This window comes from Janthinobacterium sp. GW821-FHT03C08 (genome assembly GCF_059420905.1).
Map to the genome: position 1 here is coordinate 109,151 of NZ_JBWKUP010000002.1, position 16,457 is coordinate 125,607.

The following is a 16,457-nucleotide window of genomic DNA, read 5'->3' on the forward strand; positions in this document are numbered from 1 at the left end:
CGCGGTCTTTCTATTTCTTCAGCAGGAAATGGGGGCGCAACGCCGGCGCTTCGCCCGTATTCTCGCTGCCACCCTCGACATTGCCGAAATACACGTTCAGATCCTGCTGTGGGCGGAAGTTGCGCAGCTTGACTTGCAAGGTGGTGGGATTGATCTTGGTAAACGTTCCGGGGAAGCACAGGCTGATCAGCTCGTCCGGCTTGCCCTTGACCAGGTTCAAGGTAAAGTCTTCGATGCCATTCTTCCAGGTGTTGCCCGTCTTCAGAATGTACGAGACCCACTTGGCATTGACGAAGCCACCCTCGCCCTGTTGTGCCGCCAGGCGGTTCCACGTCTTGTAGAAAGCCTTGTCGCCGCAATATTTTTGTTCAAATTCCTTGCCTTCGCCCAGGTAGGAGGCGCCGGGGCCGGCGGCCACGAAGGGGGCATATTGATGGCGCACGCGCACCGTCTTACCGGCAGGGAATGCCTGCCGCCACTGGTAGACCACCGTCACGGACCAGGCCGGCACCCATTCCTCGTCGTCGGACAGCTTGGCCAGCAAGCCTTCGGCGATCATGGCTTTTTTCTGCGCGGCGTTCAAGGCCGCCACCTTTTTTTCGAACGGGCTGAACGACGGGAAATAGGCCACTTGCGCATCCGATAGACCCAGCTGCGCCAGGCGCGCCGTCACGTCACGGCCGTCGAGTTTGGCGACCAGCACGGTCTGGTAATCCTTGCGCTTGCCGTCGACCTCGATCGAGAACTGCCGCGGCTGGCCGTAGTACGTGGGCGACTGGTGGTAGCCGGCCTGGTAGGCAGGCAAGGGGAAGATGATGGTCTCTTCCACATCGTTTTTCGATTCGTTGAGAAACTCGTACTCGACCTTGATCAAGTCCGTACTGACAGTCAGCACTTCCTTCTTCATGGCCACGGCATCGGTCTTGCCGACGATAATGCCGCCGGCGCTGACGGAGCCGATGCCGTCATTGGCCATGGCCGCGCCGGCCATGGCCAGCGACAGGGCCGCGACCATCGCGCACTGGCGCCCTGTCATCACGCCGCCTTGCCCGGCACGGGTTCGATGCGCCGCTGCAGCACGAAGATCGGTTGCGCCCATTGGGTATCCTTCTTTTTCTTGCTCGTGATCAAAGTGAGCTCCGATGGATCGTAGACATCCGTGTTGTGCGTCAACGGCGTCGTCATCAGGTACTGCGCTTCCGTGTTTTTCAGGAATTCACCCACCAGCTGGATGTTGCGGATGTCGAGGTGGGCAAACGGTTCGTCGATGAAGACGAAGCCGCCGGAACCGTCTTCCGACTTCAGCAGGCCGATCAAGAGCACCAGCGACTTCATCACCTGCTGGCCGCCCGACGCTTCGCCATCGTTCATGCCGATCACGCCCTTGCCATCGAACTTGAAGCGCACGTGCAAGCCCGCCTGCGACAGCTGCACGTCGTCGTTTTCCAGGCGCACGGGGTCGGCATGCACTTCGATGCCGGCCAGCTCGCCCAGTTCCTTGATGTTCTTGCTGTAGGTCTTGATGGTGTAGCGCAAGCGCTCCATGTAGGCGCCGCGGGCATTGCCCGTCGCTTCGATGGCGCGGTTGTTCTGGTAGCGGCGCTCGTCCGTTTCCGACTGGCGGCCGTGCAATTGATCCGACAGGCGGTGGTGCTGGTCGATGACGGTGGCATCGAGTTCCCAATCGTCGCGCGCCAGGCTGTTTTGCAGGCTGGCCACGCGCAGGTCGACCTGGTGCGCATTCTGGTGTTCGGCCACGAGGGCGGCGCGGCGGCTGGGGCGCTTCCAGCTTTTCGGCAAGTGGCGCCAGGCGCGGCGCAGGGCCAGCAAGGCGCGCGCATGCTCGGCGCGCTGCTCAATCTGCTTCTTATAGCCCAGGCGCGCCCCCGCTTCCGCCTCGGACAGGGCCAGGCGCGCGTTTTGCCACACGGTATCGGCGCGCGTGCGCGCCACGGTGGCGTTCTTCGTCAGGTTTTGCAGCTCGCCCAGGCGGCCGCCCACTTCCAGGCGCTCTTCCTTGAGCGGCTTCGAATTGCGCAGCGCTTCGGCGAATTCTTCCTGGCGCGCACTGAGTTCCTTGGCCGCGTCGACGCCGGCGATGCGCGCCTTCAAGGCACCCACTTCCGCCGCCAGTTTCGAAATGGCCAGGGTCAAGGTGTCTTCCTGGCCTTCCAGGCCCGGCAGGGAACGCAGCAGCGCTTCCAGGCGGCCGCTGCGGCCAGCCTGGCCGAAGCGGTAGCGCGACGCTTCCACGAACAGCGAGCGCCCGCCGCGGCGTTCGCGGTGATACGCCTCGGGCGTGATCCACTCTTCGTGGTTGCCCAGCTTGAAACCGGCCTCGACGGAATCGACGCGGGCAATGCGCGACAATTGCTCGATCAGCCAGCTCGGGACGGGCGCGGAAAATTTCACCACCGCCAGCAAACTCTCGTCTTTCGCCACCGGCGCCGTGACCAGGTCGGGCACGATGAAGTGGCGGTAGCGCTCCTTCTCGGCCAAACGGTAGGCGGCGGCCGCATCCTTGGCCTTGTCCAGCAGCACCACCGAAGCGTAACCGCCCAGCACGCCTTCGACGGCGCCCTGCCAGCGGCTGTCCGTCACTTCGACGATATCGGACAGCATCGCGTGCGAAATGCCCGCGTCGCGCAGCACGCGGCGCATGCCGCGCACATTGTCCGGCTCCGGCATGGCCGTCTTGCCTTGCAGCGCGGCAATCGTTGCCTGTTCGCCCGCGATGCGCGCCGACAAGGCGTCGCGCTGCTGGCGCTGGCGCAGCAGTTCCGCTTCCTTCTGTTCCAGCTGGGCCGCCACTTCGGCGATATCGCTGCCCGAGTCGGCCGCCAGCTTGTGCAAGCGGTCCTTCTGTTCCAGCAGGCTGTCCAGCGGTTTCAGCTTGGCATTGATCAGGGAAAGGCGACTCTGCAGGCCAATGGACTCCTGCTCCAGCAGGGTCTCGTTCATCTGCGCATCGGACAGGGCCTTCGCCTGCGCCGCCAGCGCATTGCGTTTATCGGTCAGCTGCTGGTCGGCCTGCGCCATTGGTTTGCGCGCATCGCGCAATTGCCTGCTGGCAATGGCGGCCTTTTCGCGCGCCTCGTGATATTGCAGGCTGGGCAGCACTTCTTCCAGCAGGTTGCGGCGTTCCTTATGTAAACCTTCCCACTGGTGGTAATTGGCCACGCGCAGGCGCAAGCCTTCCAGATTGGTCTTCGACGCTTCCAGTTCCGTTTCGAAGCGCTTCAGCTCCACTTCCGTGTCGCGCTGGTGGCGCTTGGCTTCGTCATAGGCGTCCAGCACTTCCTTGTCGCCGAACACCTGGAATACCAGGTCGAGCAGCTGGCGCGGCGCGTATTCGCACAGTTTGTCCGTCTCGCCCTGCTCCAGCGCCAGCACTTTCGACATGGCCGGCGACAGGCCAGCATTGGCCAGGCGCTTGCGGTAGTTTTCCACGCCCAGCCAGTCGTTGGCATCCGTGATGTCCTCGATCTGCACATTGCCTGGACGCATCAGATACTGGCGCTTCCAGTCGCCGCCGTTCTTCTGGATCTGGCAAAACAGCGTCACTTCATCGTCGCTGAAGAAGCCGGAACTGCGGAACGGGCGGTTCGACAGCTGCTTGCCCACGTTCTTGTTGTCGACCACGGCGCGCAGCCAGGCCGTCTGCTGGCCCGAGTGGCGCGCATAATGCTTGTACGTGCGCCCCATCGAGCAATCGAGGCCGAACAGCGTGCGCAAGGCGTCGAGCAAGGTGGTCTTGCCCGAGCCGTTCTGCCCCGCGATGGTGATGATCTTCGCGTCGAGCGGGATGTTCTTGATGCGCTGCCAGTAATCCCAGTGCACCAGTTCAAGTGATTTGATATGAAACATGGGCGCTTTCAGTGAGGAAGGTCGGACGCAGGCTCGTCGCCCGCGTCAGGTACATCGGCGGACAGGTCGGCTTCCACTTCCGCGTCGAGCAGCGGGTCGCCGCCGACGACGACCAGGCGTGCCGGCGCGCGCTTGAAGACATCGGCCAGGGCGCCGTTGATGATGCGCTCCTTGAGCACGTCGGTATCCATCATCAGGTCGAGCAGCGGGCCTTCCAGCAGCACGTCGCCGCGCCGCTCGATGAAGCCCAGCTTGGCCAGGGTGCCCAGGTTCATGTCCATGCGCGTCTTCTTGCCCAGCTTGTCGCCGAAGTCCGACAGCAGCGCCTTGTAGGAAATGCCCATGGACGCGTCTTCCGCGCGCGGCAGCGGTTTTTCCGTGCCAAACATATCATTTTGATCATCATCGGCGTGCTGGTGCGTTTCCTGGCGTTCGCGCTTGGGCAGGATGATCTGCGCCCACAGCACCACCAGCAGGGCCACGCCATCGCGGGCCAGGCCGAAGTTGTTGTTTTGCCACACATCGCGCGCGCCGAAGATCTTCGGCTCGATGGTGCGCGTCAGGGCCAGGGTGACATGGTCGGCGTACACGTTGTCGAGCAGTTTCAAGCCGCAGGCCAGCAGGCGCGCATCGATCTCGGCGCGGAACAGCTCGTCGGACAGCACGCGCTTGACGAGCTTGTCGTCGCGGCGCAGGGTTTGATGCGTGAGCAGGCGCGCAATCAGGATTTGGGAATCGTCATTCATCGGCGGTGCCGCTATCTAAATCAAGTGAAACATTCAGTGAAAGCGAGGCGATCGACATGGCCGCCACATGGGGGTCGGTCAGCTGGACCATCTCGTCGGTCGGTGTAAAGGTAATCGGCAAACGGGCCAGTTCGGCCGTCGAGCCTTGCAAGCTCGCTTCGGACACGTCGCCCAGCAGCGGCAGCATGGACGCCCGGTACGAGGCCACGGCAAAGCTGGCCGGCAGCAGCGAATCCTGCACCGGCACGGATTTCGGTCCTTCTTCGCCTATGCTGGGGAAATTGCCCAGGCTGGCAAAGTTCGACAGGCGTTCGAGCAAATCGTCGAGTTCAAGCTGCATGGCGGGTCCGTCGCTGATGGTGGTGGGCGCATCCTCTCCGCTGGGCAGGCCCGTGTTGATGACGCCGGCCGCCCGTTCGGACAGCAGCTCCGTTTCCGCCACGTCGATCATCTCGGCCGGCGTGGAGAACAGGGGTACGACGGGCTGGTCGATGGCGCCTTCGGCCAGGCTGGCCAGGTCGTCGTGCAACAGGAGCCAGCGCTTGATGTCGGTGGTCGACAGACCCGACTGGCCCAGGTGCACCCGCTGGCGCTCGATCTGGTTCAGGGCGCGCGAAAACATGCCTTGCATGTTCAACAATTTACTCTGCGCGCGGCCGATCGCCTGCGCCGCCTTGTGCGTGGCGCTATCCGCGTTTTCATCGGAGGTGATGGCCACGAGGATCTCGGAGCCCTTCTCCACCCAGTCGCAAGCCATGTTCCACTTCGCCTGCGCCGTGCGCAGCCGGAATTCGGAGCCGGAGGCGATGGCGTCGGAAAACTCCTCCGTCAAGTCCACCAGGCGCCCCAGCAAATGTTGCAATTGCTCGACCGATACGCCACCGACGGCTTGCGCCCCCGCCACCTGCGACAGCAAAAAGCCCATTTCGGCCTCGTCTTCCGTCTGGCCCAGGCCCAGCAGGCTGTCGATGGCCGACAGCACGTTGCGCGCCATGGGCGTGACGCGGTACACGCCCTGCTGCGCATCCCAAGCCAGCAGCTGGTTCGATCGCAGGCGCAGCAAGACCGTTTCCAGGCTTTCCGGCAACAAATAAGCGAGCTTGGTGTTGATGTCGGCGCGCGTGTAGGCGGACGTGGCCGCATCGGACGCCAGTTCGCGCAACACCAGCAGGCGCACCAGCACGCCATCGAAACCGCCGTGGAACAGGGCCGTAAACACTTGCAGCAAGGGCTGCGCCCGCTTCAAATGGAACACCTGCTCGATCTCGTCGGCCGAAATATTCGGCTGGAAATGCGCCTGCAAGGAATCGTGATGCTCTTGCTCTGTCTGATTTGCATCCGCAGCCACGGCTGCACTTGCCATTATATCAATCATTCTATTCCGGATGAGTGTTCAGCGGGCGGCGCAGCGGCCAAAGCGGCGCTGCGGGACGGGGGCGTCAGTATATCAGTTCTGACATGCAATTTAGCGCGTGGGAGGGGGCGGTGCGGACACGGCGCAACACGACCGGCGCACGGTAGCGGACCAGGATGATGAAATGGGGGGCCAAACATGGCATGCCTGGCCCCGGACCATTAGTGAGCACTTACTTCTTGACGATCTTCTGCAAGGTTTGCTCGACGTAATCGCCACCGTCCGCATCGGCGAATGTCACCTTGACGGGATACCATTCCAGCGACGGCGCCAGCCACAAGTCCACTTGCTGGCCCTTCTTGTCCGGCGGCGGCGCCTTGACCAGGTGGATGGCGGCCACGTCGCCCAGGCCCGTCGTCACGGTCTCTTCCTTGACGACCTTGAAGGTCCACGCTTCGGCATCATGCGCGCCGGCAACAAAGAAGGCCCATTCCGAGCCGGGGACGAATTTCCCGGGCGCGGCGCGCGCCACGCTGGCCAGTTGCCAGACGGCACTGTTGCGGTCCTGTTCGCCGCCCTTCAGCGGGTACGTTTCATCGCCTTCGCCAAACACGATGGTCTTGCTGTCGCGCTGGAAGGTGGTCGTGACGGCATCCTTGCGGAAGCGCTTTTCCACGAATCGGGCGGGCGCCAGGCCGTAATCGTCGACCGTGCCTTCGCTGCGCTGCTCGAGGATCTTGCCGAACAGGGCCGCCTTGGTTTCGGCCAGCAGCGAATACTTGCCGTCGCCCACGCGCCAGTTGCTGACGGATTCGCCGGACAGGCCGATGCCGCGCTGCTTGGCCTTGATCGAGTAAACGAGGTCGGCCGATGGCGCCAGCTTGTACGGGCGCTTGATGACGGGGTGGTCGACGGGCGCGTCGGCCATGGCAGGAGTCAGGGTGGCGGCCAGCACGCCGGCGGCCAGCAAGTGTTTCAAGGTAGTCAGAGTCATCATTTATTTTCCTGTAGCGTCATTGACGGAGATCTTGGTGACGGTTTGCGTGGTCAAAGCCCCGCTCGCCTCGGTATTGCGTATTTGTACCGGATACCACTGCATGGACGGCGCCAGCCAGATATCGAGCTGCGACGAATACGTGCCCGGCTTGGGCGGCCGGCGCAGATGCCACGTCACCAGCCGGCCCATCTGCGTGTCCAGCTCTTCCTCGCCCACGAGCTGGAAGCGGAACACGGTCGCTTCCTTTTCCTCGCCGACGAGGATATCGATATTGCCCGCCAGCTGGTTGACATCGGCACGGCCGATGGCGGCCAGCTGGAACGGCACGCTGGCCTTGTCCTGCGCCCCTTCCTGCCATGGCACGGTGGCCGTCGTGGCGGAAAAGGTGATGACCTTGCCGTCGCGGTTGAAATGCGTGGCCGTTTGCGCCCGGCCCTTGCGCTTTTCCGTGGCCGTGACGGGCACGATGCCGCTCGCATCGATCACCCCTTCGCTGGTCAGCACCAGCAGGTTGATGCGCGTGATCAGCATGCTCAAGCCCACTTCCAGTTTCAGCTGGTACGTAGTGCCCTGGTTATCCCAAGCCATGGCGGCCACGCCCTGCCACTTGGTGCCGTCCGCATCGCGCCGGTCCACGTGCAGGTCGAAGCGGGCCGACGCGGGCGCGTTCGTCTTGTAATGCCGCGCCTGTTCGACGGCCGGTGGCGGTGGCGGCGCTGGCGCCGGCGGCGCCAATTCGGCGGGCGGCGGCGCCGTGATGGCGGGCGCGCCCGCCGCCGGTGCCGCGGGCGTCACCGGGCCTTCCGGCGCATCGCTGGCCGGCGCCGTCAGCACGGGCGTGTCGCTCGACGGCAATGCCGTCGGCGGCGGCGGTGGCGGCAGCCTGGGCTCGGGCACGGGCGGCGGCGGTGGCGGCGGGACCACCGGCAGCGGCTTGGGCGCGTCGGCAATCAGCGCCATGCTGACGACCTGTGTATTGTCCGGCCGCAACGGCACCATGCCCGCATGCGAAGTCAGCCATTCCAGCGCCACGTAATGCAGCACCCCGATGACCGCGACAAAGACAACGGTTCGGCGGCGCGGTGGCGAGAAAAAGGAAGCGGGCATCATGAGCGCTAGTGTAACGCTTTCACCCGCATTCCTGCTTCTTGCCCGTGCTCAACTCTTGAGGTTTTATGTAAGAAAATGTTGGCCACTTTGCGTCAGTTGCAAGCTGATATCTGCTACGCTAGGCACATCCACCTACCAGGAGATTTCGCATGGCAAACCCGCAAATGCCCCAGATGCCGGGCGCAGCAGTTGTGACCGACACCCTCGACTTCGTCAAGAACCTGTGGGGCAGCATGAGCGTGCCCGGCATGGGCGTGCCTGGCATCACGGCGCCCACCATGTCGGTGGAAGAGCTGGACAAGAAAATCAATGACCTGAAGGCCGTCGAAGCCTGGCTGAACCTCAATACCAGCATGCTGCGCGGCAGTATCCAGGCGCTGGAAGTGCAGCGCGGCACGATTGCCACCCTGAAATCGATGGGCGCATCGCTGGCGGCCGCCATCACCCAGCCCGGTGCCAGCGAGAAATCCGTGTTTGAATCCGTGCCCTACGCTTCCGCGTTTTTCCAGCAGCCGGCAGCGCCCGCCCCGGAAGCCAAGCCTGCACCCGCGCCGGAACCGGCCGCGGCGGCGCCCAGCGACGCCGGCAGCCATGCGGCGGCCCAGCTGGCCAATCCAAGTGCCTGGTGGAATTTGTTACAAGATCAGTTCAAGCAGGCCGTGTCGACGGCGATGTCACCCGATGCGGCCAGTGCGGCGGCAGCCAGCTTCGGCGCCGGCAGCCAGGCCAGGCCAGCGGCAGGCAAATCCGCCAAGCCGGCAGAAGCCGCCACGGCAGCCAAGGCCCCGCTGCGCAAGGCGCCGGCAAAGCGCGCGGCGCCCAAGGCTAAGGCGCCAGGCAAGGCCTAGCCCCACAAGTCGGCAATATGATCAGGCGATACGATGAATGCGGATCGCCTCGATCTGATTGTCGGCCTGGCGTTTAACGTCACCGATCGTGATCAGGCCTTCGTCGGCCAGCGCCTTGGCGTGCTCGTACGAAGACTGGAATGTTTCCAGCGTGTCTCCCTTGGCGGCCACCGGGCGTACCCAGGCAACGGCGCCGACTTTCATCTTTTTGTATACTTCATTGACCACATCACGCATAGTTTCTTCCTTATTGTTGTAAAGCAACTCAAGCGCAGGCGAACCCACGCTGGCCCCTAGTTTATCATCCGGGACGCTGGCGCACGACTTTTCCCCCTTTTTCCGGCGCCGGCGGGGCTTTTTCCAGCACCACGGCCACCTCCTGCGTCTCGGGCGGGGGCGTCATGTGCACCAGCTGCTCCATCAATTGGGCGAAGCGCTGCTGCCCTGGTGCAATTTTGTCTACATACAACAACACTTCCATGGCTTCGGCCGCCAAGTCCGCCTGGTAGCCGCGCTGTTCCAGGAAGGAGACGATGATTTGCGCGGAATTGAACAGGATGCGCAGGTTGTTGGGCAGTTTTTCGCGCGCCGCGCGCATCCAGGCGACCGCTTCGTTGAGCTTGTCCGTCTTCCACAGCAGCACGCCCTTGTTCATCAGGTCCGACGCTTCCTTGCGCGAGGCGATGATCAGGCTGGTGCCCTCGTCGCCCATCTTCGCCTTGTCGAAGATCTTTTGCACCTCGTCCTGCACCACCTGGTTGTCGTGGTTGTTCTTCACCACGTAGCACAGCAGGCCGGCCGGCGCATCTTTCACGCCGACGGCGAACAGCAGGGTCGCCAGTTCCATGCAGATGCTTTTCTCGGGCCGCGCCGGGTCGTCAAGCAGCATGGCTTCCAGTTCGTCGCCGCACTTGCGCGCGCGCCGGTAATCGCCCGTTTCGTGATGCACCATGCCTTCCGTGATCTTCGCCCGCAAGCCAATCTGCTCGGGCGAGAATTCGCGCTGCGCCAGCAGCAGCCACTGCAGCGCTTCCTTGGCATCCTTTTTGAGGCCGCACACGCGCGCCAGGCCCAGGTAGGCGTCCGGCGTCTTCATGACGGAAAATTCGCCGATGGAGATACATTTGCGGAAAGCCTTTTCCGCCATGCTGACATTGCCTATTTTTAAGGCAGCCTGGCCCAGGTTGCGCTGGCGCGGCACGGAATTGGGCGACAGGCGCGCCGCCTTTTCCAGCACGCCGCACGCTTCCTCGTGCTGACCCATCAGCTGGTAGGCGACGGCCATCTGGTCGTAGGCATCGATGTAATACTTGTTTTCGACGATGACGCCCTGGAAGATCTGCCGCGCCGCCTCATGCTCGCCGTTATTCATGCGGATCTTGCCCAGCCCCGCCCTGGCCCAGCTGTAATCGCGCTCGGCCAGCACTTTTTCGTACACGGCGCGGGCCTTTTCCGGCTCGCCGCTCTTCAGCAGCAAACTGGCCTTCATGCGCAGCAATTCCAGCTCGTGCAGCTTGTTGACTTCGATCTGCGCATCGCACAATTTGGCCGCGCGCAGATAATCCTTTTCCATGCAGGCCTGGTCGATTTCGCGGAACACCTGCTTCTTGTGCCACACGCGGTTCAGGCGCGTCAGCAGCACGCCTTCCGTGATGGGCTTGATCAGGTAGGCGTCGGGCTGGTGCTCGGCCGCGCCCATCACGGATTCCACGCTTTTCTCGGCCGACACCATCAGCCATACGCTGGACGGCGCCGTCAGGTTGCGCACGCGCGTCTCTTCCAGCACCTGCTGGCCGTTCTTGCCTTCGCCCAGGTTGTAGTCGCACAGCACCACGTCGTAGCGCGTCTTGGCCAGCAGCTTCATGGCTTCGCCGCCGCTGGCCGCCTGGTCGATATGGCGCGCGCCCAGGTTGCGCAAGGATTCGCGCAGCAGGATGCGGATGCCGATGAAGTCGTCGACCAGCAGGTAATGCTTGTCGGCCCAGTCGGTGCTGCCCGCTTCGGCGGCGGTGGCGTGGCTGTCGGTTGCCATGGTGTCCTCGTTCAGGGCAGGCGCAGGATGAAACAGCCGCCGCCCAGGGCGCCGCCATTTTCCAGCGCGATGCTGCCGCCCTGCCCCCGGTGCTTGTGCATCTTCGCCACTTCGCTGGAAAAATACAGGCCCAGGCCCGTGCTGTTGGTGGAAAAATTCACGCCGGCGGCCATGCCGTCCATGGCCGCGCTGCCCGCGTCGAGCAAGGCTTGCGTATAGCCTTCGCCATTGTCTTCCACGCGCAGCTCCAGCAGGCCGCTGGCCTCGCGCACGGACAGGCGGATCGTGTCGCGCGTATAGCGGATGGCGTTGTTGATGGCATGCGCCAGCACGCCGATGACGAGGTCTTCGTCCAGGGTCCAGATCAGCTCCGGCGGGCAGGCCGTCTCCAGACGGATGCCTTTCGAGGCCAGCAGGATCTTTTCCTGGTCCACCACCTGGTCGATCACCTGGCCCACCAGCTGCGGCTGCACGTCGAAGGGGTAGCCGGGCTTGCCCACTTCCTTGTACAGGGCCAGCAGCTGGATCAGGTTATCGTTGAGGCGCTTGGTCTGGTACAGCATCTGCGCCATCTGCAGGTAGGCGGGGTCCGCCTGTGGCGCGGCCTTGGCCTGCTCGGCCGCCAGCAGCGATTCCAGCGTGCCACTGACAACGCTGATCGAATTTTTCATGTCGTGCACGGTCGACGCCAGGAACAGGAAAAGCTCGGGCGAGCTGTGTTGATCTTCCACCGGATATCTCCTCGGGCGCCGGCGGCACGGCGCCGCGGCTCAAATATTGCCAAGGATAAATTATACCGCCCGCCTGCGGGCGCCAGCCAGCCGCGCGCAAAGTCCGTGACATAACGCAACAATGCCGCCCCCGCTGGCGCAGGGGCGGCATCGGGCGGCAAAACATCCCGATCAGCGGCGCGCGCCCGCCAGGCGGCGCACCACGGCGATCATGCGGTCGATCTCCTCGTACGTGTTGTAGAAGGCGAACGAGGGCCGCACGGTCGCTTCCACGCCGAAGCGGCGCAGGATAGGCTGGGCGCAGTGGTGGCCCGAACGCACGGCGATGCCCTCCTCGTTCAGGGCCTGCCCCACTTCCGCCGGCGCGTAGCCGGCCAGCACGAAGGAAGCCACGCTCGCCTTTTCAAACGCCGTGCCGATCAGGCGCACGCCGGGTATGGCTTGCAGCTGGTGCGTGGCGTAGTCCAGCAGCGCATGCTCGTAGGCGGCGATGTTCTCCAGGCCGATGCGTGCTACGTAATCGATGGCCGCGCCCAGGCCCACGGCGTCGGCGATATTGCCCGTGCCCGCCTCGAAACGGTTCGGCACGCCCTGGTAGACGGTGCGCTCGAACGTCACGTCGGCGATCATGTTGCCGCCGCCCTGCCAGGGCGGCAGCTGCTCCAGCAAATCCGCCTTGCCGTACACGGCGCCGATGCCCGTCGGGCCGAACACTTTATGCCCCGAGAACACGTAAAAGTCCGCACCGAGCGCCTGCACGTCCACGCGCAGGTGCGACACGGCCTGCGCGCCGTCGACCAGCACGCGCACGCCGGCCGCATGCGCCAGCGCGATGATCTGCGCCACGGGCGTGACCGTGCCCAATGCATTCGACACCTGCGTCACCGATACCAGTTTCGTGCGTCCGTTGAGCAGCTTGCGGAATTCATCGAGGAGTATCTGCCCGCTGTCATCGACGGGAATCACGCGCAGAATCGCGCCCTTTTCCGCCGCCAGCTGCTGCCACGGCACGATGTTGGCGTGATGCTCCAGCTGCGAGACGATGATTTCGTCGCCGCTGGCGATGTACTTGCGGCCGAAGGTATTGGCGATCAGATTGATGCCTTCCGTGGCGCCGCGCACGAAGATGATTTCATTGGCCGAGGCGGCGCCCAGGAAGCTGGCCACCTTGGCGCGTGCGGCCTCGTACGCGTCGCTGGCGCGCGCCGCCAGCGCATGCGCGGCGCGGTGGATGTTCGAATTCTCGTGCGCGTAGAAATACGACACGCGGTCGATCACCGACTGCGGCTTGTGCGTGGTGGCCGCATTGTCGAACCAGGCCAGCGGCTTGCCGTTGACCCGTTCGGCCAGCACGGGAAAGTCACGCCGCACGGCATGCACGTCGAATGGCGCCGGTGCTTTCTGCAGGCCGGGCTGCGTCGCCGCAGGCAGCTCGGTCTGGAAATAGAACGCGGGCTGGCTGTTTGACGGCGTCACGGACAGCTGGCGCGCGGGGGCGCGTGGCGGCGTGGCAAACAGGCCCCTTAAATCATCGGGCGCGGCCTGTCCCAGCCCCTGCTGCGCCAGGCTATCGAGCTTGCCGTTCGACGCGGGATAACCATGCGCGCCACCCAGAAAATAATACGGCGATGGCGCCGCGGGCGCATTGATCGCCGACAAGCGCGGCGTCGGCACGGACGCGGGCGCCGGTGCAATGGGCGCCTCCCTTGGCGCCGTTACGGGCGGTACCTGCGCCGTCGCCACGCCGGGGGCGATGGCGGCGAGCGAAGGGCCGGGCTGCGGCGGCGGACGGTTTACATAGCGGGGCGCCGCATCGAGCACGCTGCCGGAACCACCGAGGCTGGGCGACTTGTCCAAGCCCGGCAAACGGGCAAAGAATTCACCGGCCAGGCGGTTCAGGGTCGCTTCGTCGGGTAAAAACGGAACGGTAGGCAAGCCCGCCGCGCCATCACTTGTAGGTATCTGGGTAGTCATGGTATTTACCGATCTCCACGTCTTCCAGTACGGCCAGCGCATCGTCGGTCAGCACGGCCAGCGAGCAATACAGCGAAATCAGGTAGGACGAAATCGCGTGGCGGTTGATGCCCATGAAGCGCACGGACAGGCCCGGGCTTTGCTCGCCCGCCAGGCCAGGCTGGAACAGGCCGATCACGCCCTGGCGCTGCTCGCCAGCGCGCAGCAGGATGATCTTCGTCTTGCCGTCTTCGATCGGCAGTTTGTCGGACGGCACCAGCGGCACGCCGCGCCAGGTGAGGAACTGGGAACCGAACAGGCTGACGGTCGGTGGCGGCACGCCGCGGCGCGTGCATTCGCGGCCAAAGGCGGCAATCGCCAGCGGGTGCGCGAGGAAAAAGCCCGGTTCCTTCCACACTTTCGTCAGCAGTTCGTCGAGGTCGTCCGGCGTGGGCGCGCCCGTCAGCGTAAAAATGCGCTGGTCGTCGTGCACGCTGGCCAGCAGGCCGTAATCGGGATTGTTGATCAATTCGCTTTCCTGGCGCTCCTTGATCGTCTCGATGGTCAGGCGCAGCTGCTCCTTGATCTGGTCGTGCGGGCTGCTGTACAGGTCCGACACGCGCGTGTGCACGTCGAGCACCGTGCTGACGGCATTGAGGAAATACTCGCGCGGCTGCTCCTCGTAGTCGACGAAGGTTTGCGGCAGTTCCGACTCGTCGCGCTGCGAGCAGGCCACGCGCACGTCCTTGGGATTTTTTACGCGGTTGAGGCGGTAGATGCCCGCTTCCACGGGCAGCCATTGCAGCAGGTGCACCAGCCAGCGCGGCGTGATGGTGGACAGCTGGGGAACGCTCTTGCTGGCATTGGCCAGCTGGCGCGCGGCGTTATCGCCCAGCGCAAACTGGCTATCGGGGGTTGCTTCGGCCATCGACGACTCCTAATGAGAAAAGTGAATATGCTTATCTGGAAAACAAATAAAGTATCGGGCGCCCCTCTCGTTTGCTCAACATGCTATCGCCACCAGGCCGGCATTAATCCACCAGTTCCGGTTCGCAGCGCGCCATCAGGCCCGCCAGGCCGATGCCCAGCGCGCCGGCCAGCTTTTCCACCGTCAGCAGCGACGGCGTGGCGGCGCCCCGTTCGATTTCGCCGATGAAGGAGCGGTTCAAGTCGGCCGCTTCGGCCAGCCGCTCCTGCGACCAGCCATGCCCTTCGCGCAACTGGCGCACGGCCAGTCCAAACTGTTTGATCAACATGCTGTCCTCATGGGTGGTGGGCAAAAGCGGGGTGCAATGGCGGCTGCAATTCTGGCGCCTCCTGCTGATTGTGGGCTTGCGTGATGTTGCTGCCGGGGGCCACGTTACGGGTCAGCCAGACATTGCCGCCGATGACGGAACCCTGGCCGATGGTCACCCTGCCCAGTATCGTGGCGCCCGCGTAGATGACCACGTCGTCCTGCACGATGGGGTGGCGCGCCAGTCCCTTTTTCAGCACGCCGTCGTCGCCGGCGGGAAAGCGCTTGGCGCCCAGGGTGACTGCCTGGTAGATGCGCACCCTTTCGCCGATGATGGCCGTCTCGCCTATCACCACACCCGTGCCGTGATCGATGAAGAAACTGCTGCCGATGACGGCGCCCGGGTGGATGTCGATGCCCGTCTGCGAATGGGCCACTTCGGCGATGATGCGCGCCACCAGCGGCGCGCCCAGCGCATACAGGGCGTGCGCCAGGCGGTAATGGATGATGGCCAGGATGCCCGGATAGCACAGCAGCACCTCATCGACGCTGTGCGCGGCCGGGTCGCCATGGAAGGCGGCCGCCACATCCGTGTCGAGCTGGGCGCGGATGCGCGGCAGCGCGCGGGCGAAGCGCTGCACGATGGCCAGCGCCTGCTGCTCGATGGACACCGTCTGCTGCAAGCCGTGCTGGCGCGCGTGGTAGCTGAGTTCGCGCCGCACCTGCTCGTGCAAGCTTGTCAAGGTCGTGTCGAGCGTGTGGCCGACAAAGAAATCCTCGCTCTCCTGCTGCAGGTCCAGCGGCCCCAGACGCATGGGGAACAGGGCCGCGCACAGGGCGGTGACGATGTCGCGCAGGTGCTGGCGCGAGGGGAACTCGCGCGCGCCACACTCCTGATGGCGCAATAAGCCGTCGCGCCAGCGTTCGCGCACGACGCGCAATTCATCGACGATCTGGTGTAGCTCCCATTGCGGCTGCGCGGCGAGGGAGGCGGGAGGCAAGGCACGCTGGTTCATGGTGGTCCTGAGGGGTAGATTAGTCTTGCAGCCAGGGCAGTGCGTGCCAGCGCCAGCCACCGCTGTGGCCACGCTGCTGATGTGCGTCAAGGTCGCCCTCGAAGCCCTGTGCGATATTGAAGACGCTGGAAAAACCTGCCTTGGCCGCCGCTTCGGCCGCCAGCGCCGAGCGCTTGCCGCTGCGGCACAGCAGCAGCACCACGGCCTCCTTGCCGCCCGCCTTCGCTTCCAGCTCGCGCGTGAAGCGGGGATTGCGGTTCATGGACGTGCCCGTGGCCCACGCCACGTGCAGCGAGGCAGGCACGTAGCCGACGAAGGTGCGCTCCTCGTTGGTGCGCACGTCGACCAGCACGGCTTTGCCGGCCTGCACCAGCTGCCACGCATCCTGCGCGCTGACGACGCCCGCATACGGCAAACCCTGCGCCTGCGCCTGGATGCGCGCGAGATGGAGCACTTCGTCAAACGCCGCCTCGCCGTGCGCGGCGCGGGGATCAAAAATCAGTTCTGCAGCAGCCATCTGTCCACCTCTTTATTCCGTCATCAAGAACCAGCACGCGTCCACTGTAGCG

Annotated in this window: 15 protein-coding genes; 1 reads left to right on the forward strand and 14 read right to left on the reverse strand. The window is 64.3% G+C overall.

The window, feature by feature from the left end; all coding sequences use genetic code 11:
- Positions 1-10: 10 nt before the first annotated feature.
- From AC07VL_RS02855 to AC07VL_RS02880, 6 genes are all read right to left on the reverse strand, one after another.
- Positions 11-1,036, reverse strand: coding sequence for a DUF4424 family protein (locus AC07VL_RS02855; protein WP_494804539.1), 1,026 nt, complete (start codon positions 1,034-1,036; stop codon positions 11-13).
- The gene (locus AC07VL_RS02860; RefSeq protein WP_494804540.1) at positions 1,036-3,867 is read right to left on the reverse strand and encodes an ATP-binding protein; all 2,832 of its coding nucleotides are present in this window, start codon (positions 3,865-3,867) and stop codon (positions 1,036-1,038) included. Before AC07VL_RS02860 ends, AC07VL_RS02855 begins: the two co-directional genes overlap by 1 nt.
- Before the next feature lie 8 nt (positions 3,868-3,875).
- A complete protein-coding gene (locus AC07VL_RS02865; protein ID WP_076565445.1) occupies positions 3,876-4,613 on the reverse strand; it encodes a hypothetical protein in 738 nt (245 codons plus the stop codon).
- A complete protein-coding gene (locus AC07VL_RS02870; RefSeq protein WP_139335410.1) occupies positions 4,606-5,976 on the reverse strand; it encodes a hypothetical protein in 1,371 nt (456 codons plus the stop codon). Before AC07VL_RS02870 ends, AC07VL_RS02865 begins: the two co-directional genes overlap by 8 nt.
- Positions 5,977-6,199: 223 nt before the next feature.
- Positions 6,200-6,964 (reverse strand): DUF3108 domain-containing protein, encoded by a 765-nt coding sequence (locus AC07VL_RS02875; protein WP_494804541.1) that lies wholly within the window; start codon positions 6,962-6,964, stop codon positions 6,200-6,202.
- Positions 6,965-8,074 carry a DUF3108 domain-containing protein gene (locus AC07VL_RS02880; protein ID WP_494804542.1) on the reverse strand — a complete coding sequence of 370 codons (1,110 nt, stop codon included), beginning with the start codon at positions 8,072-8,074 and terminating at the stop codon, positions 6,965-6,967. It abuts the gene before it with no gap.
- Between the two features lie 149 nt (positions 8,075-8,223).
- Between AC07VL_RS02880 and AC07VL_RS02885 the strand changes: the two genes are divergently transcribed.
- Positions 8,224-8,922, forward strand: a complete 699-nt coding sequence (locus AC07VL_RS02885) for a PhaM family polyhydroxyalkanoate granule multifunctional regulatory protein (protein WP_494804543.1) — start codon at positions 8,224-8,226, stop codon at positions 8,920-8,922.
- Between the two features lie 21 nt (positions 8,923-8,943).
- Here AC07VL_RS02885 and AC07VL_RS02890 read toward each other — a convergent pair whose 3' ends face one another.
- From AC07VL_RS02890 to AC07VL_RS02925, 8 genes are all read right to left on the reverse strand, one after another.
- Positions 8,944-9,159: a hypothetical protein gene (locus tag AC07VL_RS02890; protein ID WP_034753454.1), complete on the reverse strand. Its 216-nt coding sequence runs from the start codon at positions 9,157-9,159 to the stop codon at positions 8,944-8,946.
- Positions 9,160-9,223: 64 nt separating this feature from the next.
- On the reverse strand, positions 9,224-10,954 hold the full coding sequence (locus tag AC07VL_RS02895) for a response regulator (protein WP_494804544.1): 1,731 nt from the start codon (positions 10,952-10,954) through the stop codon (positions 9,224-9,226).
- A gap of 11 nt (positions 10,955-10,965) precedes the next feature.
- Positions 10,966-11,685: a sensor histidine kinase gene (locus AC07VL_RS02900; protein ID WP_494804545.1), complete on the reverse strand. Its 720-nt coding sequence runs from the start codon at positions 11,683-11,685 to the stop codon at positions 10,966-10,968.
- A 171-nt stretch (positions 11,686-11,856) separates the two neighbouring features.
- On the reverse strand, positions 11,857-13,659 hold the full coding sequence (locus AC07VL_RS02905) for a family 2A encapsulin nanocompartment cargo protein cysteine desulfurase (protein ID WP_494804546.1): 1,803 nt from the start codon (positions 13,657-13,659) through the stop codon (positions 11,857-11,859).
- Positions 13,634-14,566 (reverse strand): family 2A encapsulin nanocompartment shell protein, encoded by a 933-nt coding sequence (locus tag AC07VL_RS02910; protein ID WP_494804547.1) that lies wholly within the window; start codon positions 14,564-14,566, stop codon positions 13,634-13,636. The genes AC07VL_RS02905 and AC07VL_RS02910 overlap by 26 nt, the downstream gene beginning before the upstream one ends.
- Positions 14,567-14,669: 103 nt before the next feature.
- Positions 14,670-14,894: a helix-turn-helix domain-containing protein gene (locus AC07VL_RS02915; RefSeq protein ID WP_034784364.1), complete on the reverse strand. Its 225-nt coding sequence runs from the start codon at positions 14,892-14,894 to the stop codon at positions 14,670-14,672.
- 7 nt (positions 14,895-14,901) lie between these two features.
- On the reverse strand, positions 14,902-15,888 hold the full coding sequence (epsC, locus tag AC07VL_RS02920) for a serine O-acetyltransferase EpsC (protein WP_494804548.1): 987 nt from the start codon (positions 15,886-15,888) through the stop codon (positions 14,902-14,904).
- Between the two features lie 19 nt (positions 15,889-15,907).
- Positions 15,908-16,405 (reverse strand): rhodanese-like domain-containing protein, encoded by a 498-nt coding sequence (locus AC07VL_RS02925; protein WP_494804549.1) that lies wholly within the window; start codon positions 16,403-16,405, stop codon positions 15,908-15,910.
- Positions 16,406-16,457: the final 52 nt, after the last annotated feature.

Excerpts from the sequence above, each read along its gene's own strand:
- epsC (WP_494804548.1), bottom strand. The coding sequence starts at position 15,888 with ATGAACCAGCGTGCCTTGCCTCCCGCCTCCCTCGCCGCGCAGCCGCAA.
- AC07VL_RS02875 (WP_494804541.1), bottom strand. The coding sequence starts at position 6,964 with ATGATGACTCTGACTACCTTGAAACACTTGCTGGCCGCCGGCGTGCTG.
- AC07VL_RS02925 (WP_494804549.1), bottom strand. The coding sequence starts at position 16,405 with ATGGCTGCTGCAGAACTGATTTTTGATCCCCGCGCCGCGCACGGCGAG.
- AC07VL_RS02855 (WP_494804539.1), bottom strand. The coding sequence starts at position 1,036 with ATGACAGGGCGCCAGTGCGCGATGGTCGCGGCCCTGTCGCTGGCCATG.
- AC07VL_RS02860 (WP_494804540.1), bottom strand. The coding sequence starts at position 3,867 with ATGTTTCATATCAAATCACTTGAACTGGTGCACTGGGATTACTGGCAG.
- AC07VL_RS02865 (WP_076565445.1), bottom strand. The coding sequence starts at position 4,613 with ATGAATGACGATTCCCAAATCCTGATTGCGCGCCTGCTCACGCATCAA.
- AC07VL_RS02880 (WP_494804542.1), bottom strand. The coding sequence starts at position 8,074 with ATGATGCCCGCTTCCTTTTTCTCGCCACCGCGCCGCCGAACCGTTGTC.
- AC07VL_RS02910 (WP_494804547.1), bottom strand. The coding sequence starts at position 14,566 with ATGGCCGAAGCAACCCCCGATAGCCAGTTTGCGCTGGGCGATAACGCC.
- AC07VL_RS02870 (WP_139335410.1), bottom strand. The coding sequence starts at position 5,976 with ATGGCAAGTGCAGCCGTGGCTGCGGATGCAAATCAGACAGAGCAAGAG.
- AC07VL_RS02885 (WP_494804543.1), top strand. The coding sequence starts at position 8,224 with ATGGCAAACCCGCAAATGCCCCAGATGCCGGGCGCAGCAGTTGTGACC.
- AC07VL_RS02890 (WP_034753454.1), bottom strand. The coding sequence starts at position 9,159 with ATGCGTGATGTGGTCAATGAAGTATACAAAAAGATGAAAGTCGGCGCC.
- AC07VL_RS02915 (WP_034784364.1), bottom strand. The coding sequence starts at position 14,894 with ATGTTGATCAAACAGTTTGGACTGGCCGTGCGCCAGTTGCGCGAAGGG.
- AC07VL_RS02905 (WP_494804546.1), bottom strand. The coding sequence starts at position 13,659 with ATGACTACCCAGATACCTACAAGTGATGGCGCGGCGGGCTTGCCTACC.
- AC07VL_RS02895 (WP_494804544.1), bottom strand. The coding sequence starts at position 10,954 with ATGGCAACCGACAGCCACGCCACCGCCGCCGAAGCGGGCAGCACCGAC.